At 72.3% G+C, this 18,433-nt stretch carries 19 protein-coding genes; 6 read left to right on the forward strand and 13 right to left on the reverse strand.

Going from position 1 to position 18,433, the window contains the following annotated elements; translation table 11 throughout:
• Positions 1–255: 255 nt before the first annotated feature.
• Positions 256–1,314 carry an SGNH/GDSL hydrolase family protein gene (locus tag ACFWXC_RS45485; RefSeq protein ID WP_384488825.1) on the reverse strand — a complete coding sequence of 353 codons (1,059 nt, stop codon included), beginning with the start codon at positions 1,312–1,314 and terminating at the stop codon, positions 256–258.
• Between the two features lie 149 nt (positions 1,315–1,463).
• On the opposite strand from ACFWXC_RS45485, the gene ACFWXC_RS45490 reads away from it, so the two are divergent.
• Positions 1,464–2,855, forward strand: coding sequence for a cystathionine beta-synthase (locus ACFWXC_RS45490; RefSeq protein ID WP_384488827.1), 1,392 nt, complete (start codon positions 1,464–1,466; stop codon positions 2,853–2,855).
• Between the two features lie 353 nt (positions 2,856–3,208).
• On the opposite strand, the gene ACFWXC_RS45495 is transcribed toward ACFWXC_RS45490, so the two are convergent.
• Positions 3,209–4,060, reverse strand: coding sequence for a helix-turn-helix transcriptional regulator (locus tag ACFWXC_RS45495; RefSeq protein ID WP_384488829.1), 852 nt, complete (start codon positions 4,058–4,060; stop codon positions 3,209–3,211).
• Between the two features lie 146 nt (positions 4,061–4,206).
• On the opposite strand from ACFWXC_RS45495, the gene ACFWXC_RS45500 reads away from it, so the two are divergent.
• A complete protein-coding gene (locus ACFWXC_RS45500; RefSeq protein ID WP_384488831.1) occupies positions 4,207–4,968 on the forward strand; it encodes an SDR family oxidoreductase in 762 nt (253 codons plus the stop codon).
• Positions 4,969–4,985: 17 nt separating this feature from the next.
• Here ACFWXC_RS45500 and ACFWXC_RS45505 read toward each other — a convergent pair whose 3' ends face one another.
• The 6 genes from ACFWXC_RS45505 to ACFWXC_RS45530 all read right to left on the reverse strand — a co-directional run bounded on the left by ACFWXC_RS45505 (position 4,986) and on the right by ACFWXC_RS45530 (position 9,575).
• On the reverse strand, positions 4,986–5,393 hold the full coding sequence (locus ACFWXC_RS45505; protein WP_351706512.1) for a hypothetical protein: 408 nt from the start codon (positions 5,391–5,393) through the stop codon (positions 4,986–4,988).
• A 72-nt stretch (positions 5,394–5,465) separates the two neighbouring features.
• Positions 5,466–6,152, reverse strand: a complete 687-nt coding sequence (locus tag ACFWXC_RS45510) for a carbonic anhydrase (RefSeq protein ID WP_384488833.1) — start codon at positions 6,150–6,152, stop codon at positions 5,466–5,468.
• Positions 6,153–6,299: 147 nt separating this feature from the next.
• Positions 6,300–7,229: an ABC transporter substrate-binding protein gene (locus ACFWXC_RS45515; RefSeq protein ID WP_384488835.1), complete on the reverse strand. Its 930-nt coding sequence runs from the start codon at positions 7,227–7,229 to the stop codon at positions 6,300–6,302.
• Positions 7,230–7,238: 9 nt separating this feature from the next.
• Complete coding sequence (locus ACFWXC_RS45520) at positions 7,239–7,901, reverse strand: ABC transporter permease (protein ID WP_384488837.1); 663 nt, start codon at positions 7,899–7,901, stop codon at positions 7,239–7,241.
• A gap of 1 nt (position 7,902) precedes the next feature.
• Positions 7,903–8,544: an ABC transporter permease gene (locus ACFWXC_RS45525; protein WP_351706500.1), complete on the reverse strand. Its 642-nt coding sequence runs from the start codon at positions 8,542–8,544 to the stop codon at positions 7,903–7,905.
• Positions 8,541–9,575, reverse strand: a complete 1,035-nt coding sequence (locus ACFWXC_RS45530; RefSeq protein WP_384488839.1) for an ABC transporter ATP-binding protein — start codon at positions 9,573–9,575, stop codon at positions 8,541–8,543. Before ACFWXC_RS45530 ends, ACFWXC_RS45525 begins: the two co-directional genes overlap by 4 nt.
• A gap of 141 nt (positions 9,576–9,716) precedes the next feature.
• Between ACFWXC_RS45530 and ACFWXC_RS45535 the strand changes: the two genes are divergently transcribed.
• The 3 genes from ACFWXC_RS45535 to ACFWXC_RS45545 all read left to right on the forward strand — a co-directional run bounded on the left by ACFWXC_RS45535 (position 9,717) and on the right by ACFWXC_RS45545 (position 12,744).
• Positions 9,717–11,225 carry an aromatic amino acid ammonia-lyase gene (locus tag ACFWXC_RS45535; protein ID WP_384488901.1) on the forward strand — a complete coding sequence of 503 codons (1,509 nt, stop codon included), beginning with the start codon at positions 9,717–9,719 and terminating at the stop codon, positions 11,223–11,225.
• Positions 11,222–12,064, forward strand: a complete 843-nt coding sequence (locus ACFWXC_RS45540) for a MurR/RpiR family transcriptional regulator (RefSeq protein ID WP_384488841.1) — start codon at positions 11,222–11,224, stop codon at positions 12,062–12,064. Before ACFWXC_RS45535 ends, ACFWXC_RS45540 begins: the two co-directional genes overlap by 4 nt.
• A gap of 86 nt (positions 12,065–12,150) precedes the next feature.
• Entirely contained in the window at positions 12,151–12,744 is a 594-nt protein-coding gene (locus tag ACFWXC_RS45545) for a hypothetical protein (protein ID WP_384488843.1), read from the forward strand.
• A 16-nt stretch (positions 12,745–12,760) separates the two neighbouring features.
• Here the strand turns inward: ACFWXC_RS45545 and ACFWXC_RS45550 are convergent, their stop codons facing one another.
• The 5 genes from ACFWXC_RS45550 to ACFWXC_RS45570 form a co-directional block, all read right to left on the reverse strand.
• Entirely contained in the window at positions 12,761–13,135 is a 375-nt protein-coding gene (locus ACFWXC_RS45550; protein ID WP_365802295.1) for a hypothetical protein, read from the reverse strand.
• Positions 13,136–13,151: 16 nt separating this feature from the next.
• On the reverse strand, positions 13,152–13,652 hold the full coding sequence (locus ACFWXC_RS45555; RefSeq protein WP_384488845.1) for a roadblock/LC7 domain-containing protein: 501 nt from the start codon (positions 13,650–13,652) through the stop codon (positions 13,152–13,154).
• 31 nt (positions 13,653–13,683) lie between these two features.
• Entirely contained in the window at positions 13,684–14,475 is a 792-nt protein-coding gene (locus ACFWXC_RS45560) for a transcriptional regulator (RefSeq protein WP_384488847.1), read from the reverse strand.
• Positions 14,472–14,861 carry a hypothetical protein gene (locus ACFWXC_RS45565; protein ID WP_384488849.1) on the reverse strand — a complete coding sequence of 130 codons (390 nt, stop codon included), beginning with the start codon at positions 14,859–14,861 and terminating at the stop codon, positions 14,472–14,474. Before ACFWXC_RS45565 ends, ACFWXC_RS45560 begins: the two co-directional genes overlap by 4 nt.
• A 174-nt stretch (positions 14,862–15,035) precedes the next feature.
• Positions 15,036–16,475 (reverse strand): diaminopimelate decarboxylase, encoded by a 1,440-nt coding sequence (locus ACFWXC_RS45570; RefSeq protein WP_384488851.1) that lies wholly within the window; start codon positions 16,473–16,475, stop codon positions 15,036–15,038.
• Positions 16,476–16,639: 164 nt separating this feature from the next.
• On the opposite strand from ACFWXC_RS45570, the gene hutU reads away from it, so the two are divergent.
• Positions 16,640–18,304, forward strand: a complete 1,665-nt coding sequence (gene hutU, locus ACFWXC_RS45575; protein WP_384488853.1) for a urocanate hydratase — start codon at positions 16,640–16,642, stop codon at positions 18,302–18,304.
• The last annotated feature ends 129 nt before the right edge of the window (positions 18,305–18,433 follow it).

An 18,433-nucleotide genomic window follows, 5' to 3' on the forward strand; every position in this document is an offset into this window, starting at 1 on the left:
ACGTATGTCATCGGTCACCGGTACCGCGGTGTGACACTGACCGCACTTTCTAAGCGCTTGCTTTTTCGCTGTCGAGGGGTGCGTGGGTCCGTGCGGGTGCGTGGGGGCTGGTCGCGCAGTTCCCCGCGCCCCCATACGGGGCCCGTCTTGGCTGCGGGCAGTCGTGCCGCATGGGCGGCACGGGTGGGCGCAGCGGCACCCTGCAAGCGCCGGTAAGCGACCCCCCCCGCCCCAGCGCACCGCTTCCTCTCTGTCCTAGTCGGTCGTGCCGGCCCTTGACCTCGCTTCTTCGGATGCCGAGTCGGGTGGGAGGGGCGGCGGTTCGTCGACCTGGTGGCGCCGGCGGCGTTTCAGCAGGGCCCACGGTCCCCGCGGGCCCGTCGGCATCGCCGCCGTGACCTCCGTGCCGGCCTCGGCCGCCGCCTCCGCCGCCGCACGGGCGACCGGGAGGAAGCCCTCGCGGCGGGTGACGTCGGGGCGCTCCTCCTCCGCCGGCCACAGGCCGAGGGCGGCGCAGACCGTGGGGAGCACCGCCATCGCCGCGGTGGCGTAGCCCTCGGCCGAGGGGTGGTAGTTGTCGGGGCCGAAGAGCTCACGGGGGTTCGCCGCGAACTCGGGGCCCAGCAGGTCGCCCAGCGACACCGTGCGGCCGCCCTGCTCCACCGTGCCGATCGTCTGGGCCGCCGCCAGCTGGCGCGAGGCCCGCCGGGCCAGCCAGCGCAACGGCTGTCGTACCGGCTCGATCGTGCCCAGGTCGGGACAGGTGCCGACCACGACCTCCGCGCCCGCCGTGCGCAGCCGGCGGACCGCTGCCGAGAGGTGGCGCACCGAGCGGGTCGGCGGCATGCGGCGGGTGACGTCGTTCGCGCCGATCATGATCACGCAGACGTCGGGGGGCGGCGAGGCCGAGCCCAGGACCAGCGCCACCTGGCGGTCCAGGTCGTCGGACTGGGCGCCGGGCTGGGCCACGTTGGTGAACTCGACGGGGCGTTCGGCGACCGCCGCGAGGCCCGACGCCAGCAGCGCGCCCGGCGTCTGCGCGGCCCGGTGCACGCCCTGCCCCGCCGCCGTGGAGTCGCCGAGCATCGTCAGGCGCAGCGGAGGCTCACCGGTGCCGTACGCGTCGCCGTAGCGGCCGTCCGCCATCGGCACCCGGCCGCCGCTGTTGCCGTTGTTCACCCGGGTCCTGGCCATCCGGACCTCGGCCAGCACCACGCCCACCGCGGCCGCGCCGACCAGCCCGATCCCGCCTCCGCCGTACGCCGCCCCGGCCGCGATCCGCCGGGCCACCCGCGCCCTCGACATGTTCGTCATGCGTCGCCGCCACCTCCTCGTTGCCGCTCATCCACTCCTTGCCCCGTACCGGCCGTGCGTCAATCTCAACGGGGAGTGAACCTCCGGAGCGGGCCTTAGGCTGGCCGCACCACCAGGACCACTTCTTTTGAAAGCAACCGGAGACAACGGTGCGATTCCACGACTCGATGATCAGCCTCGTCGGCAACACCCCGCTGCTGAGGCTCAACAGCGTCACCCAGGGCATCCAGGCCACCGTGCTCGCCAAGGTCGAGTACTTCAACCCGGGCGGTTCCGTGAAGGACCGCATCGCCCTGCGGATGATCGAGGCCGCCGAGAAGAGCGGGGAGCTGCAGCCCGGCGGCACCATCGTGGAGCCGACCAGCGGAAACACCGGGGTGGGGCTGGCGATCGTGGCCCAGCAGAAGGGGTACAAGTGCATCTTCGTGTGCCCCGACAAGGTCAGCACCGACAAGATCAACGTGCTGCGGGCGTACGGCGCCGAGGTGGTCGTCTGCCCCACCGCCGTCGATCCCGAGCACCCGGACTCGTACTACAACGTCTCCGACCGGCTCGTCCGGGAGACCCCCGGCGCCTGGAAGCCGGACCAGTACTCCAACCCGAACAACCCCCTGTCGCACTATCACTCGACCGGCCCCGAGCTGTGGGAGCAGACGGAGGGGAAGATCACCCATTTCGTGGCGGGCGTGGGCACCGGCGGCACCATCTCCGGTACCGGCCGCTACCTGAAGGACGCCAGCGACGGCCGGGTCCAGGTCGTCGGCGCGGACCCGGAGGGCTCCGTGTACTCCGGCGGGTCCGGGCGGCCGTACCTCGTCGAGGGCGTCGGTGAGGACTTCTGGCCCACCGCCTACGACCGGACCGTCGCCGACGAGATCGTCGCCGTGTCCGACAAGGACTCCTTCCAGATGACGCGGCGGCTGGCCAAGGAGGAGGGCCTCCTGGTCGGCGGCTCCTGCGGGATGGCGGTCGTGGCCGCGCTGCGGGTGGCCGAGCGGCTCGGCCCGGACGACGTCGTCGTCGTCCTGCTGCCGGACAGCGGCCGCGGCTACCTCAGCAAGATCTTCAACGACGAGTGGATGGCCGACTACGGCTTCCTGGAGGACGAGGGTCCCAGCGCCCGCGTCGCCGACGTGCTCAGCGACAAGGCCGGCGGCTCCATCCCCTCCCTCGTCCACATGCACCCGGAGGAGACCGTCGGGGAGGCCATCGAGGTGCTGCGCGAGTACGGCGTCTCGCAGATGCCGGTCGTCAAGCCGGGCGCCGGGCACCCGGACGTGATGGCCGCCGAGGTCGTCGGCTCGGTCGTCGAACGGGAGCTGCTCGACGCGCTGTTCAGCAAGCGGGCCTCCCTGGTGGACCCGCTGGAGAAGCACATGAGCGCGCCGCTGCCGCAGGTCGGCTCCGGCGAGCCGGTCGGCGACCTGATGTCGGTGCTGGGCGCGGCGGACGCGGCGATCGTCCTCGTCGAGGGCAAGCCCAAGGGCGTCGTCAGCCGCCAGGACCTGCTGGCGTTTCTCGCCAAGGGCGGCAAGCACTAGCGAACGTCCGGTGAACTGGCCGTGACGCCGGGGAACTTGCGGTTTCCCGTCCAAGCGGTGGACTTCGCGGAAGTGGTACGAGCGTGTCACGTCCACGCAGCACACACTTAACACGCGTCCGGCACATTGGTGGGTGTCGGCAGGGCGGGAGCGGCTCCCCGCCCCGGCCGGCACCGAACGTCCAAGGACCTCCGGAGCGGCTCCCGGACCTCCATGGACGCTTGGACGTGAGACCCGGCCCTGACCCGGTCCATGTCCCTCGCGGGGACCGCCGTCGTCCCGCCCCCCGGTAACGGGGGTGCGGCGGTCCCCGCGCATTACTTTTCCCGGGTCCCTGCCGGATCTCTGCCGGCTCAGCCGGTCGTCGCCCAACTCCCCAGCAGCGCCAGCCGTTCCGCCGTCTCCGAGCCCGGTTCCGGGGTGTACGCGACGAGGGTCTGGTCCGGGTCCGACGAGACCGCCATGGTCTCGTAGGGGAGGGTGAGCAGCCCGGCCACCGGATGCCGGATGTGCTTCACGCCGTACGCGCACGCCTTGACCTCGTGGTCCGCCCACAGCCGGCGGAAGTCCGCGCTCTTCAGGGAGAGTTCGCCGATCAGCGCGACCATGCGGGGGTCGTCGGGGTGGCGGCCCGCGGCGATCCGCAGGTTCGCCACGGTCTGGGCCGCGACGGCCGTCCAGTCGGGGTAGAAGCCCTCGGCCGCCGGGTCGAGGAAGACCTGGCGCGGCATGTTGCGCTCGGCCGGGGCCAGCGTGCTGAAGCCGTTCACCGCGTCGCCGAGCGCGTTCCAGGCGAGCACGTCCATCCGGCGGCCCAGCACGAACGCGGCCGTCCGGTCCATGCCGTCCAGCAGCAGCTGCACACCGGGGCGCACGCGCGGGCCGGCCGGGCGCCCGGCGCCCTTGCGGCGGGGGCGGGCCACCGCCCGCAGATAGGCGTGCTCGGTCTCGTCCAGGCGCAGTACACGCGCGATCGCGTCCAGGACCGCGTCCGAGACTCCCCCGGACTTCGTCCGGGCGGGGCCCCCGGGCCCCCTGCCCTGTTCCAGCCGGATGTAGTAGTCGACGCTCACGCCCGCCAGCTGCGCCACTTCCTCCCGGCGCAGGCCCGGCACCCGGCGCCGCCCGTGCGAGGGCAGCCCCACCTCCTCGGGCCGGATCCGGGCGCGGCGCGAGCGCAGAAAGTCTCCGAGATCCCCGTCCATGGGTTCGATCGTAGGCGAGCGGCCGCTTCCCAGCCTGGTTCTGCCAGACCCAGGAAAAACGCATCCCTGGGTAGGGCGCCCCGGACCGGCGAGGGTGGAGACACGCCACCGGGGCCTGCCCGGCGGCACTGACCAGGGAGTACCTCATGTCGTACGACAACCTGTCCGGCCGTACCGCGGTCGTCACCGGAGCCGCCAGCGGGATCGGGGCGGCCGTCGCCCTGCGGCTCGCCGGGTCGGGGGCCCGGGTGGCGCTGCTCGCCCGGCGCGCGGACCGGCTGGAGACCGTCGTGGCGAAGATCCGGGCGAACGGCGGTCGGGCCCTCGCCGTCACCGCCGACGTCACCGACGACGCGTCCGTACAGGCCGCGGCGGACGCGGTGCACACGGCTTACGGCACCGTCGACCTCGTCGTCAACAACGCCGGTGTGATGCTGCCCCACCCGATCGACGACGGCCGGCTCGACGAGTGGCAGCGCATGATCGACACCAATGTGACGGGTGTGCTGCGGGTGCTGCGGGCCTTCACCGCGGACCTGGTGGAAGCCGCGGCGCAGGGCCGTACCGCCGATCTCGTCAACGTGTCGTCCGTCGGCGCGCACGGGGTCTTCCCCACCTACGCGGTGTACGGCGCCACCAAGGCCGCCGTCACCCACCTCTCGCAGTTGCTGCGCACCGAGTTCGGGCCGCGTGACGTGCGGGTCACCAATGTCGAGCCGGGGCTGACGGAGACCGAACTGGCCGACCACATCGGGTCGGCCGAACTGCGGGAGCAACTGGGCGGCATGTTCGAGGGGATGGGCTCGCTGGCCGCCGAGGACATCGCCGACCTGGTGGGCTATGTGACGAGCCGGCCCCGGCACGTCAACCTGCGGCAGGTCGTCGTCCTGCCGACCCGGCAGGTGTGACCCGCGGGGGCGCGGGGTCAGTTCTCGCGGTCGGGGCGGCGGAACGCGCCCGGGTTGAGGCGGACCGCCTGGGCCATGTTCACGCCGACGATGCCGAGCCAGGTGGCGATCAGGCCGGTCGTGCCGCCGAACGTGCCGCCGAGCGCGGACAGCGGGACCGCCAGCACCAGCGAGACGATCGCGAAACCGAACCGCTCTCCCCAGGAGTCGGTGCCCTTGCCGCGCCGCGCGCCCCGCGCCACCTGGAGCTGCTGCTCGGCCAGGGTCCTGCGCAGCCGGCGCTCCACCGCGCCGTCGATGCGCTGGTCGATCTTCTCCAGGAAGGAGTCGGCCAGCTCCGACTCGTACTCGGGCCCCAGTTCCCTGCGGGCGTGCAGGGTGGCGGCGAGTTCCTTCTTCAGGTCGGTGTCATGCGCGTCCGTCATGGAGCCCACGGTAGGGAGCCGGGGCGCTCGGCGCACTGGGGAAAGCCCCCGCAATTCTCCGGGGGCCCGCCCTCAGGGCAGCAGCGACACCAGCCCGCTGTCCAGATCGAACCGTGCCGCGACCACCGACGCCCCCGCGAACGCGGGATCCGCGCGGATCGCGTCCCGCACCCACGCCGTGTGCGCCCGCATGGTGTGCTCGGCCCAGTCGCCGGGCAGCGCCCTGGTGCGGCGGGCGGCCGGGGTGATCTCCTCGACGAGGAGTTCCAGGTGGCCGGGGACGGATGTGCCGTTACGCAGCCGGCCGAGGGTGGCGGCGACGGCCCCGCAGCGCTCGTGGCCGAGCACCACGACCAGCGGGACGCGCAGTTCCTCCACGCCGTACTGGATCGAGCCGAGCACGGCCTCGTCCAGCACCTGTCCGGCCGTCCTTATGCACAGCAGGTCGCCGAGGCCCTGGTCGAAGACCAGCTCCGGGACGACCCGGGAGTCGATACAGCCGAGGACGACGGCGAACGGGTGCTGTCCGCCGGCCAGCACCCGGCGGTGGCCGACGATGTCGTGCGGGCGGCGCGGGCGGCCGGCCGCGTACCGCCGGTTGCCGGCGAGGAGTTCGTCCAGTGCGGCGCTGGCGGTGGCGGGAACGGGGGAGTGCGGTCGGCCGGTGCCGGCCGTCGCCGGAGTGGGGGCGACGGCCAGCGCGCCGACGGCGGTCGCGGTGGCGGTGGCGGTCAGAAAGGCCCTGCGGTTCGAGGCCATGACGCTTCCTCAGAGTTCACAGAGTTCAGGTGCGGTGCTGTTGGCACCTCCTCACCGTAAGCACACGCCTGGTCACTCCTCGTGCCTGTTTGCGGACATTTGGTACTTCCGTCATCAGGTCATCGATCTTGCAATACGCCTTCGTGATCAGGCCAGCCCGTGCTCCTCGGCGTACGCCGCCGCCACGTCCTCCGGGTCCTTCTTGTCGTTGTCGACCTGGCTGTTGAGCTGGGTGAGCTGCTCGGTGGTGAGGACGTTGCCGAGCCGGGCGAGGGCCTTGCGGACGGTGTCGTCGGCCTTGCGGTCGGCGATCAGCGGGACGATGTGCTGGCTGGGGATCAGGTTCTTGGGGTCGGTCAGCACCACCCAGTCGTTGGCCGCGATGTCGGTGTCGGTGGTGAACAGGTTCGCCACGTCCACGTCGCCCTTCTTCAACGCGCCCTTGACCAGCGGCCCGTCGGAGTCCAGCGACTTGAACTCCTTGAACTCGACGCCGTACACCTCCTGCAGCCCGACCGTGCCGATCCGCCGCTTCTTCACCTCGGGCGCGGCACCGATGACCAGTTTGCCGTTCTCCTTGGCCAGGTCGGCGAGGGAGGTCAGGCCGTACTTCTGCGCGGTCGCCCGGGTGACGACGAAGCAGTCGGAGTCGGCCGCCTGCCCGTACGCCAGCACCTGGAGGCCGCTGGGCAGCGCCAGGGTGAGCGCGTTCTGAATGGTGCCCGGCTCGTCGGAGGCGTCCTTCGGGGCGAGGTAGTTGAGGAGGGCGCCCTGGTACTCGGGCAGCAGGTCGATGTCGCCCGCCTTGAGCGCGGGGATCACGATCTCCCGGGTGCCGAGGTTCGGGCGGACCTTCACCTTCACGCCGGCCTTCTGGAGTACGGCCGCGTAGAGATAGCCGAGCACCTGGTTCTCGGTGTAGTTGGCGGTGCCGATGGTGATCCCGCCCTTGCTGGAGCCGCCGCCGGCGGTCGAACCGCTCTGCTCGTTCAGCGAGGTGATGCCGCTGGAGCAGGCGGAGAGGGCGGGGACGGAGGCCGCTGCGAACAGGCCGCCGAGGAGAGTGCGTCGGTTCATCGAGGGTCCCTAGGCAGTGCGGTGGCGGAAGAGGAAGCGCTGGAGGCTGCTCAGCAGCAGGTCCAGGACGATGGCGACGACCGCCACCAGGACCGCGCCGCCGAGTACCTGGACGAGGTCGCGCTGGGCGAGTCCGTCGAAGACGTAGCGGCCGAGGCCGCCGAACGAGACGTACGCGGCGACGGTGGCCGTGGCCACGACCTGGATGAGCGCGAGGCGCAGGCCCGTCATGATCAGGGGCAGCGCCAGCGGCAGTTCGACCTGGAAGAGGACCTGGTGGCCGCGCATGCCCTGGCCGCGGGCGGCGTCGCGGACGTCCGGGTCGACGGCCGTCATCCCGGCATAGGTGTTGGTGACGATCGCCGGCACGGCGAGGGCGACCAGTGCCACGTACACCGGCAGCATCGACAGACCGCCGGCCAGGAAGACCAGGACGACCAGGCCGACGGTGGGCAGCGCGCGGCCGAAGGAGGCCAGGTTGATGGCGACGAACGCGCCCTTGCCGGTGTGGCCGATCAGCAGGCCGATCGGGAGGCCGATCGCGGCGGCGATCAGGGTCGCGAGCAGCGAGTACTGGAGGTGCTCGGCGAGCCGGTGGGCGATGCCGTCCGGGCCGGCCCACTGGGAACCGGTGGTCAGCCAGGTGCCGAGGTTCTTGAACAGCTCGTACATCTCAGGCTCGCCTCCTGCGCCACGGGGTGAGGACGTACTGGAGGGCCACCAGCAGGGCGTCGGCGACCACCGCGAGCAGGATCGTGAGCACCACGCCCGCGATCACCGGGGTCGGGAAGTCGCGCTGGAAGCCGTCGGTGAAGAGCTGGCCGAGGCCGCCGTCGCCGATGTAGGTGGCGACGCTCACCAGCGAGATGGACATGACCGTGGCGATCCGGACGCCCGCCATGATCACGGGGAGGGCCAGCGGGAACTCGACCGTGAGGAGGGTGCGCAGCGGGCGGGTGCCCATCGCCTTGGCCGCCTCCTTGGTCTTCGCCGGGACCGAGTCCAGCCCCTCGACCGTGTTCCGCAGCAGCACGACCAGCGTGTAGACGGTGAGGCCGATGACCGTGGTGGTGCGGGTCAGGCCGCTGATCGGCAGCAGCAGGACGAAGATCGCGATCGACGGGATCGTGAAGAGCACGTTCGAGAGGCCGAGCAGGAAGCCGCGCAGGGGGCGGACCCGGTGGGCGAGGACCGCGAGCGGGAGCGAGATCAGCAGGCCGAGGAGGACCGCGGTCATCGCCGCCTGGAGGTGGGAGAACGTGAGGCTGGTGAGGTCGTCGGTGTGGTCGCCTATCCACGACCAGTCGATGGTCATGCCGCCACCACCCGGGCCTCGGTGTGCGCCTGGCCGGCGCGTGCGTGGATGTCGTCGCGGGACGAGACACCGGTGAGGACGCCGTCCGCGTCGACCCGGGCGATGAGCCCGGTGGGGGAGGCGATGGACTCGTCGAGCGCCGCCAGCAGGGAGTCGCCGTCCCTGAGCGGCCGCAGGGGGAGTTCGGCGTCCTGGGACCGCCAGTGCAGGGGCTTGCCCGCCGGGTCGAGCGCCAGGGTCCAGTCGCCCTGGGGCGCCGGGCCCTGCGGGACGTCGGCGAGGGTCTTGAGGGACAGCAGCTTCAGTCCCCTCTCCGCGCCCAGGAAGTCGGCCACGAAGTCGTCGGCCGGCCGGGCCAGCAGCTCGGCGGGCGGGGCGCACTGGACGAGATGGCCGCCGGTGCGGAAGATCGCGATACGGTCGCCGAGCCGTACGGCCTCATCCACGTCGTGCGTGACGAAGACGATGGTCTTGTTCAACTCCTTCTGCAGGCGCAGGAGTTCGTCTTGGAGCTGGGTTCGCACCACCGGGTCGACCGCGCCGAACGGCTCGTCCATCAGCAGGACCGGCGGGTCGGCGGCGAGCGCGCGGGCCACGCCGACGCGCTGCTGCTGGCCGCCGGAGAGCTGGTGCGGGTACCGCTTGCCGGAGTCGGCGGCGAGGCCCACGGTCTCCAGGAGCTCGGCGGCCCGGGCGCGGGCCTTCTTCCGGTTCCAGCCGAGCAGCAGCGGGACGGTGGCGATGTTGTCGAGCACCGTGCGGTGCGGGAAGAGCCCGGCCTGCTGGATGACGTACCCGATGGAGCGGCGCAGTTCGGCCGCGTCCTGTTCGAGGACGTCCTTGCCGCCGACCCGGATGGTGCCGGAGGTCGGGTCGACCATCCGGTTGATCATCCGCAGGGTGGTGGTCTTGCCGCAGCCGGAGGAGCCGACCAGGACGGTCACCCCGCCCTCCGGCATCTCCAGGGAGAGATCGTGGACTGCTGTCGTGCCGTTGGGGAAGCGCTTGTGGACCGCGTCGAACTGGATCATGAGATGTCCCTTGCCCGGCTGTATAACGTCATGCAGAGTTCTTCGTAGGTGAATAGCTTGTCAACGGTCTGGCGTTAATCCGAGGTAACGGATGACCGCAACGCAAGATCGGGTGTCCGGATTGAGGGGAGTTTGGGCGTGTTGTCGTCTCGTATCGTGGACGCACCCGGAACAGAACATTCCGGCCTGGTGATCCTCGACGGCATCGGAATGGGCGTCGAGGATGTCGTACGACTCGCCGACGGCGCCGCCCGGCCGGTCCCCGGCACCGACGGGATGCGGCGCGCGGACGCGTCCTGGAACGCCGCCCGGCAGATCGCGGCCACCGGCCGCGTCTACGGCCGCTCGACCGGCGTCGGCGCCAACCGCAACGAGGACGTGCCCACCGAGGCCGCCGCCGGACACGGACTGCGGCTGCTGCGCAGCCACGCCGGGGCGATCGGCGAGGAACTGCCCGCCCGGCAGGTGCGCGCGATGCTCGCGGTGCGGGCCAACCAGCTGCTGGCGGGCGGCGCGGGACTGCGGCCGAGCGTCGTCACCGCCCTGTGCGAGGCGCTGGAGGCGGGAGCGTATCCGGTCGTCAACGAGTTCGGCTCGGTCGGCACCGGGGACATCGCCGCACTGGCCCAGGTCGGGCTGGCGCTGGCCGGGGAACACCCCTGGCGGGGCGCGAAGGCCCCGGATCCCCAGCCGCTGGACAACAACGACGCCCTCGCCCTGATCAGCAGCAACGCCCTCACCCTCGGCCAGTCGGCGCTCGCCCTGCACGAGCTGCGCGGGCTGATCGAGGCCACCCAGGTGGTGGCGGCCCTGTCGCTGCTCGCCGTCGACGGCTCCCACGAGGCCTACGCGGCCCCCGTGCACGCGGCCCGCCCGCACCGGGGCAGTGTCGAGGTCGCCCGCCGGATGCGGGAGCTGATCGGCGCCGCCGACCGGCCCACCCCGCCGCTCGGCCGTATCCAGGACCCCTACGGCTTCCGCTGCCTGCCCCAGATCCACGGCCCGGCCCAGGATGCCGCCGACGCCCTGGAACAGGTACTGGCGATCGAGATCAACGCGGCCGCCGAGAACCCCCTCATCTCGTCCGAGGACCTCGCCGCCTACCACCACGGCGGCTTCTACCAGGCCCAGCTCGCCCTCGCCCTGGACCACTTCCGGCTCGCCGTCACCCAGGTCGCGCGCCTGTCCACCTCCCGGCTCTCCTCCCTCAACGAGCCCGCCTTCACCCGCCTGCGCCCCTTCCTCGCCGACCAGGAGGCCGCCTCCTCCGGCGTGATGATCCTGGAGTACGCCGCCGGCGCCGCCCTCGGTGATCTGCGCGCCTTCTCCGCGCCCGCCTCCCTCGGGCACGCTGTACTCTCCCGAGGCGTCGAGGAGCAGGCCAGTTTCGCCTCGCTCGCCGCCCGTCAAACGCTGCGCGCCTGCCGTGCGTACCGTCTGGTGGTCGGCTGCGAACTCGTCGCCGCCGTACGGGCGCTGCGCCAGCGCGACCTGAGGCCCGAACCCGGGCTGGGGGTGGGGCTGGCGCTGGAGCTCGCCGAGGCGGTCCTCGAGGCGGACCCGGCCGACCGGCCGCTCACGGACGACGTCACGGCGGCGGCCGGGCTGCTCGACCGGTTCACGGACATCTGGAGGGGGAGCACGTCATGAACGTGACCGACAGCCCTGCGACACGGTTGCAGGCGCTTTTCGAGGGGCACCGGCTCACGCCGACCCAGCGGCGCATCGCGCACAGCATGGTGCGGCGCGCCGCCGACGTGCCCTTCCTGTCCAGCGTGGAGCTGGCCGAACTGGCCGGGGTCAGCCAGCCGTCCGTGACCCGGTTCGCGGTCGCCCTCGGCTTCGACGGCTACCCGGCGCTGCGCAAGCACCTGCGCGAGGTGGTGCCCGCCGAACAGGCGGCCGGCAACGGGTCGTACAACGAGTACCAGCAGGCCGTCGAGGCCGAGATCGAGAACCTGCGGCACCTCGCCGAGGTGCTCGCCGACCCGCGCCCGGTGCAGCAGGCCGGCCGGATGCTGGCCGCGTCCCGGCCACTGCCGGTGCTCGGGCTGCGGGCCGCCGCCTCGCAGGCGTACGGCTTCGCCTACTTCGCCGCCAAGGTGCACCCGGACGTCCGGCTGCTCGACGAGGGCGGCACGATGATCCACGACCGTATCGACGCGGCCGTACGGGCGGGTGCGACGGCACTGCTGTGCTTCGCGCTGCCCCGGCATCCGCGCGAGGTCGTGGACACCCTGGCCTATGCGAGGACGGCCGGGCTGACCGTCGTGACCGTCGCCGACTCCGCCTTCGCGCCCGTGGCCAAGGTCTCCGACCTGCTGCTGCCGGCCGCCGTCGGCACCGGGCTCGCCTTCGACACGGCGTGCGCGCCGATGCTGCTGGGCCGGGTGCTCCTGGAGGCGATGGCCGACGACCTGCCGGACGCGCAGGCCCGCCTGGAGGAGTTCGACGCGCGGGCGGCGGCCCGGGGGCTGTTCGTCGAATAGCCCGCTTTAAGACTCGTCTCACGTTCTGTGGTTAGCGTCCCGCCCTACGGACTGACTGGGCCGACAAGGGCGAGGAGGCTGCGGACATGGCGCGTGCGGTACGAGGGGGACAGGGCTTGGCCCGGGTGGCCGTGGTCGTACGGGCCGGGGCCGCCCCGCTGTGGTGGTTCGGGGTGTTCGCGGCCGGGGTCGGCGTGCTGCCCGAGGGGATCACCGGGCGCCGGATCGGCGTCATGGCCGGGGCCGTGCTGTTCATCGTCGGCGCCGCCGTCGTGGCGCTCACCCGCCGCAAGCGGTACACCGCGCTGCTGCGCGGGGCCGCCCGGGCCGGCAAGCACGACGTGCTCCAGGACCGGGCGGTGACCGTGCGCAACTGGCGCCGGGGGCACCGCTGGTGGCTGCTGCTGGCCTGGGCCGTCGCGCTCGGCAGCGCCTTCGCGGTGCCGGCCGCCGGCGGCATGCTGCTCGCCGGGACCGGCACCGGGCTGCGGCTGAAGGCGGCCTGGCTGGGCCGCCGGGAGCGGGCCGAGGAGCAGCTGGTGTGGCTGCGCGTCGACTGGCTCGACGGGCGCGGCGGCCGCCCGGTGGGCAAGGCCGCCAAGGCGTACCGCGGTACCGGCATCGCGGCGGGCGACGCGGCCCCGGGCGGGGCCCGCCGCCGCACCGCGGCACTGGTGTGAACCAGGTACCCGGAGGTCAGACCTCCAGGTCCTCCTCGATCTTCCGCAGCTGGTGCCGGGCCATCGCCAGGTTGGACCGGGAGATGTCCAGGACCAGGTAGAGGAAGAGGCCGTTGCCGCCCCGGCCCTTGAGCAGCCGGATCAGGTGGTACTGGTTGGAGAGCGTGATCAGGATGTCCTCGATCTCGCCCTTGAGCCCCAGGTGCTCCATGGTGCGCATCTTGGCGCGGATCACGTCCGTGTTGCCGGCGGCGGCCACGTTGAGGTCGAAGGTCTTGCTGCCGCCCATCGTGCCCAGCGCCATGCCGGTGGTGTAGTCGACGAGCGCGACGCCGGTGGCGCCCTCGATGGAGGTGAGGGCCTCTTTCAGTGCGGTTTCGGTGTTGGCCATGACTTTCTGTTTCCTTTCAACTGTCGGTTGCGGTGCGCGCGTCGGTGGTGGTGCTGGTACGCGTGCGTGTCGTTCTGGTCCGTGTGGCTGGTGTGGTGCGGGCCGGGCGCAGGGCCTTGGCGGCGGCCTCGGCGGCGTCGACCAGTTCTCCGATGCGGGCGGCGGCCCGGCGGCCCTCCAGGTGGAGCCGGCCGACGTTCACCCGGTCCTCGGCGAGCAGGGTGAGTACGGCGCTGCGGCCGGCCGCGTAGGTGGCGACATAGCCGTCCTCGCCGCGTACCAGCAGTTCCCTGAGCTCGCCCTTGCCGGTGGCGTCGGAGACCCGCACGGCGACGCCGAGCTCGGCCGCGGTCAGGGCGGCGAGGCCCTCCGGGTCGACCCCCGGGCAGTCGTGGGCGACGACCAGGCCGTCCACGCCGGCCGCGAGGGCACCGGTGAGCTGGGGCATCCGGGTGCGTAACCGGCGCAGTTCGTCGAGGACGGTCTCTCTGTCGGAGCTGCCGGGTTCTGCCGCCATCAGCTGTCTCCTCTCGGCGGGGCGGTGCCGTTCAAAGGGCCTCCAGCGCATCCCTGAGCCTCTTCAGCAGCGCGATGTCGGGGTCGGTGACCGGGGGGAGCCGGGGCGGTGCGGCCGTGGTGCTCCTCGGGGCGAGGAGTCCGGCCGCCGCCAGCCGCCGTATGTCCACCAGGGTGTGGAAGGCCGGCCGGCCCAGTTCCCGGGCGATCTCCGGGGCCGTGCGGACGCCGTCCACCCGGTTCAGGACCGCCCGCTGGCGCTGGGTGACCGGCGGTGCCGCGACCGGGTCGGCGCGGATCAGCGGGGCGCCGTCCGTCGACGGGTCGGGCCAGATCCGGTACAGCAGCTCGCGGCGGCGCAGGGTCTCGCGCTCCAGCGCGGTGACGGGGACCGCCGGGAACGGGCCGTCGGCGGCCGGGGTGCCGTAGCGGAACCGGCCCGGGGTGCTGCTGGGCGCCAGCGCGAAGTACCCGGCGTCGTACAGGGAGCCGAGGCGGCACAGTTCCAGGGCGCCTCTCGGCAGCAGAGCGGCGGCGAGCAGCCGGTGCGCGGCGGCCGGTATGTCGTCGGTCCAGGGCCAGACCGCCGGGTCGAGCGTGCCGTGGGCCGTGAGGAGCACGTCGAGGCCCGGGGCGAGGGGGCTCTCGGCGTGCACCACGCGGCCCTCGGCCAGGTGCAGGGTGCCGTGCTCGCGGACCAGGACACCGGTGGCCCGCTCCTCGGCGAGGCGTATCAGCATCGGCGAGAGCGCGCCGGCCGCCGCGTCGTGCGGGGCCGCCCGGTCCCGGACCGGCAGCGGCGGAGGTATGTCGACCACGGTCATCCCAGCACCAGCCGCTCGGCCATCTCGCCGAGCCGGATCCGGGCGAGGGCGAGATTGCCGTCCTCGCGGGCCAGCCACAGATGCAGGAACACCGTGGCGTCGAAGGACGTGACCACGAACCGCAGCAGGTGGTAGCTGTCCCGGTTGCTGACGATCAGGTCCTCCACCGGAGGGCTCAGATCGGCGTCGTCCTCCGTGCTGAACGCCCCGTGCTCGGCGGCCAGCCGGGCCAGTTCGGCGGCCTCGGCCGCGGTGGTCTCGTGGTCACCGCCGGGCGCCTCCCCGACCGTGCCCAGGGCCAGCCCGCTCGTCCAGTCGACCAACGCGGCCCCCCGGGCACCGGGCAGGCGCATCGCTTCCAGCAAACACTCGTCGATTCCGGGCACCGTGGCTCCTCCCCTTCCACCGCCTGGCTCTCCGGTTGAGTGACGCAGACACTACGCAACGTGTGCGGCGGGAGGGATGCGTTTGGCATTTTCCAGTGGAACATGCTTGCGGCAGACTAGTGTTGGTCAACTGGGCTGCTTTTCACACCAGTTGATCCCTCTGTTCCGGGCGTCTCAACGGCTTCCGGTGGTGCGCGGGGTAGTGAGCGCGTCGGCGTGCGCCCCTCCGGAATCGGCCACGATCTCCGCGACCGTCTGCGGATCCCGTACGACGGTGAACGCCACGCCTGCGGCGCCGTCCGGTACGAAGCCGTAAACCCCGGGCCGGGCAAGGGAGTTGTAGGAGTAGTGGGTGCCGAAGTAGTACGCCCCGGTGTCCAGCGCGGCCGCGTGGTCGCCCTGCTCCAGCGGCGGCAGCGCGCGCCCCTCGGCGAGCAGGTCGCCCGTGAAACAGGCCGGCCCCGCCACGTCCTGCACCACCGCCGGGCCCTCCTTGGGCCGTCCCTTGGCGTCGTACGCGGCGATCCTGAGCGGCCAGGTCCCAGGCACGTACACCGTCCGCGCCGCCACCTGTACGCCCGCGTGCGTCACCGCGATCCGCCGCCCGCCGGAGGTCTTGGCGTACTCCACCCGGGCCACCACCGTCCCGTACCGGGCCAGCAGCGACCGCCCGAACTCCGTCACCAGCCCGTACCGTCCGTCGAACAGCCCCGGCACCGCCTCCGCGAGCAGCCGCGCGTACTGCGCGTACGTCGGCTCCGTCGCCTCCGACGCGAAGTTGACCGACAGCCCGCCGCCGATGTCGAGGGTGTCGATCTGCCGCCGCCCGATCCGCGCGTTGATCTCCTCGGCCAGCGCGTACGTCTCCGCCACGCCCCGCGCCAGCAGCGACAGCGAGATCCCCTGCGAACCGATGTGCGCATGCAACCGCGTCAGCCACGGCCGCTGTGCGAACGCCCGTACGACCCACTCCCGCGCCCCCTCGTCCCGCAGCCCCACCCCGAACTTCGAGGTCGCCGTCGCGGTGGAGGTGGCGCCGATGCTCCCGGCCCCGATCTGCGGGTTCACCCGGATCCCGAGCGGCGAACGGGTGCGGGCGGAGCCCATGAGGGCGTCGATGCGCCGAAGCTCCTGCGGATTGTCCGCGTTCACGGCGATGCCCAGCGCCAGCGCCTCGCGCAGCTCCGCCTCGGTCTTCGCGGGCGCGTCGAACACCGTCCGCTCCGCCGGTACCCCGGCCGCCCGCGCCAGCGCCAGCTCGCCCGCGCTGGCCACCTCGGCGCCGATGCCATCCCCGGCCAGCAGCCGCACCACCGGCACCAGCGGGTTCGCCTTCACCGCGAAGGCGTGCAGGATCGGGGTGCCGGGCGCCGCGACCGCCTCGAACGCCCGGCGCAGCGCCGCCGCCGAGGCGCGGATGCCGGTCACGTCCAGCAGGCCTACGATCGGCGCGTCCGGCCCCAGCAGTCCCTGCTCCACCGCCGCCCGCACGGCGTCGTCCCGCCGCACCACCCGCTCGCCGTCGTCCTCGCAGCCGTCCCTGCCCACTTCGCCGCCCGCTCCTTCGCTCGTCTCGTCGTCCGCTTCGGTGTCCACCGTGACGTCCCCCGACATGTCGTCGTCCGCACCCTTAAGGCCCATAAGTCCAGCGAAACACCCGGAACGCGGCGGCGCTGGCGGACCGATGTATTGACTAGTTCTATTCAGCGGGCCAGGATGTGAATAACCGAATAACCGCAGGAACACTTCACTGGCCGTCATTCGCTAGGAGGCAGACCATGTCAGGACCCCGCCCCGTACGAGCACCGCGCGGTACGGAACTGAGCGCCCTGGGATGGCAGCAGGAAGCCGCCCTGCGGATGCTGCAGAACAACCTCGACCCCGAGGTCGCCGAGCACCCCGACAAGCTCGTCGTCTACGGCGGCACCGGCAAGGCCGCCCGCGACTGGCGCTCCTTCGACGCCATGGTCCGCACGCTGCGCACCCTCAAGCAGGACGAGACCATGCTGGTCCAGTCCGGCCGCCCGGTCGGCGTGATGCAGACCCACGAGTGGGCGCCGCGCGTCCTCATCGCCAACTCCAACCTGGTCGGCGACTGGGCCAACTGGGAGGAGTTCCGCCGTCTGGAGGCCCTCGGCCTGACCATGTACGGCCAGATGACCGCCGGCTCCTGGATCTACATCGGCACCCAGGGCATCCTCCAGGGCACCTACGAGACCTTCGCCGCCGTCGCCGCGAAGAAGTTTGGCGGCACCCTCGCCGGGACCATCACCCTCACCGCCGGCCTCGGCGGGATGGGCGGCGCCCAGCCCCTTGCGGTCACCATGAACGACGGCGTCGCCATCTGCATCGACGTCGACCCGCGCGCCATCGAGCGCCGCATCGAGCACCGGTACCTCGACGTGAAGGCCGACTCGCTCGACCACGCGCTCCAGCTGGCCACCGAGGCCCGCGACGCCCGCCGCCCGCTCTCCATCGGCGTCCTCGGCAACGCGGCCGAGCTGGTCCCGCAGCTGCTCGCGATGAACGCGCCCATCGACATCGTCACCGACCAGACCTCGGCGCACGACCCGCTGGCCTACCTGCCGGTGGGCGTCGCCTTCGAGGACATGGCGGACGCGGCGGCCAAGGACCCGGCGGGCTTCACGACCCGTGCCCGGGAGTCGATGGCCAAGCACGTCGAGGCCATGGTCGGCTTCATGGACGCCGGCGCCGAGGTCTTCGACTACGGCAACTCCATCCGCGGCGAGGCGCAGCTGGCCGGCTACGAGCGGGCCTTCGCCTTCCCCGGCTTCGTCCCCGCCTACATCCGCCCGCTCTTCTCCGAGGGCAAGGGCCCCTTCCGCTGGGCGGCCCTGTCCGGCGAGGCCTCCGACATCGCCAAGACCGACAAGGCGATCCTCGACCTCTTCCCGGAGAACGAGTCCCTGCACCGCTGGATCAAGCTGGCCGGGGAACGGGTCCACTTCCAGGGCCTGCCCGCGCGCATCTGCTGGCTCGGCTACGGCGAGCGGGACAAGGCCGGCGAGCGCTTCAACGACATGGTGGCGAGCGGCGAGCTCGCGGCGCCGCTGGCGATCGGCCGCGACCACCTGGACTGCGGCTCCGTGGCCTCGCCCTACCGCGAGACGGAGGCCATGCTGGACGGGTCCGACGCGATCGCCGACTGGCCGCTGCTGAACGCCATGGTGAACGTGGCGTCGGGTGCGTCCTGGGTCTCCATCCACCACGGCGGTGGGGTGGGGATGGGGCGGTCCATCCACGCGGGGCAGGTGACGGTGGCCGACGGTACGAAGCTCTCCGGCGAGAAGATCCGCCGGGTACTGACGAACGACCCCGGGATGGGCGTGATCCGGCACGTGGACGCCGGGTACGACATCGCGGAGTCGGTCGCCGAGGAGCGCGGGGTTCGGGTGCCGATGCGTGAAGGCGACGACGCGTGAATCCCCGTGAGGGTGGACGTGGCGGCAGCGCTCCGGTGGGGGCGGATGCCTCGTTGCCGAGCGCGGGTGCGGCTGTGCCCACCCGTTCCGCCCTGCGGAACGACTGCCGACAGCCTGGAGCGGCACGGA

Origin of the sequence: Streptomyces sp. NPDC058683 (genome assembly GCF_042716195.1) — a bacterium.
Taxonomy (GTDB): Bacteria; Actinomycetota; Actinomycetes; order Streptomycetales; family Streptomycetaceae; genus Streptomyces.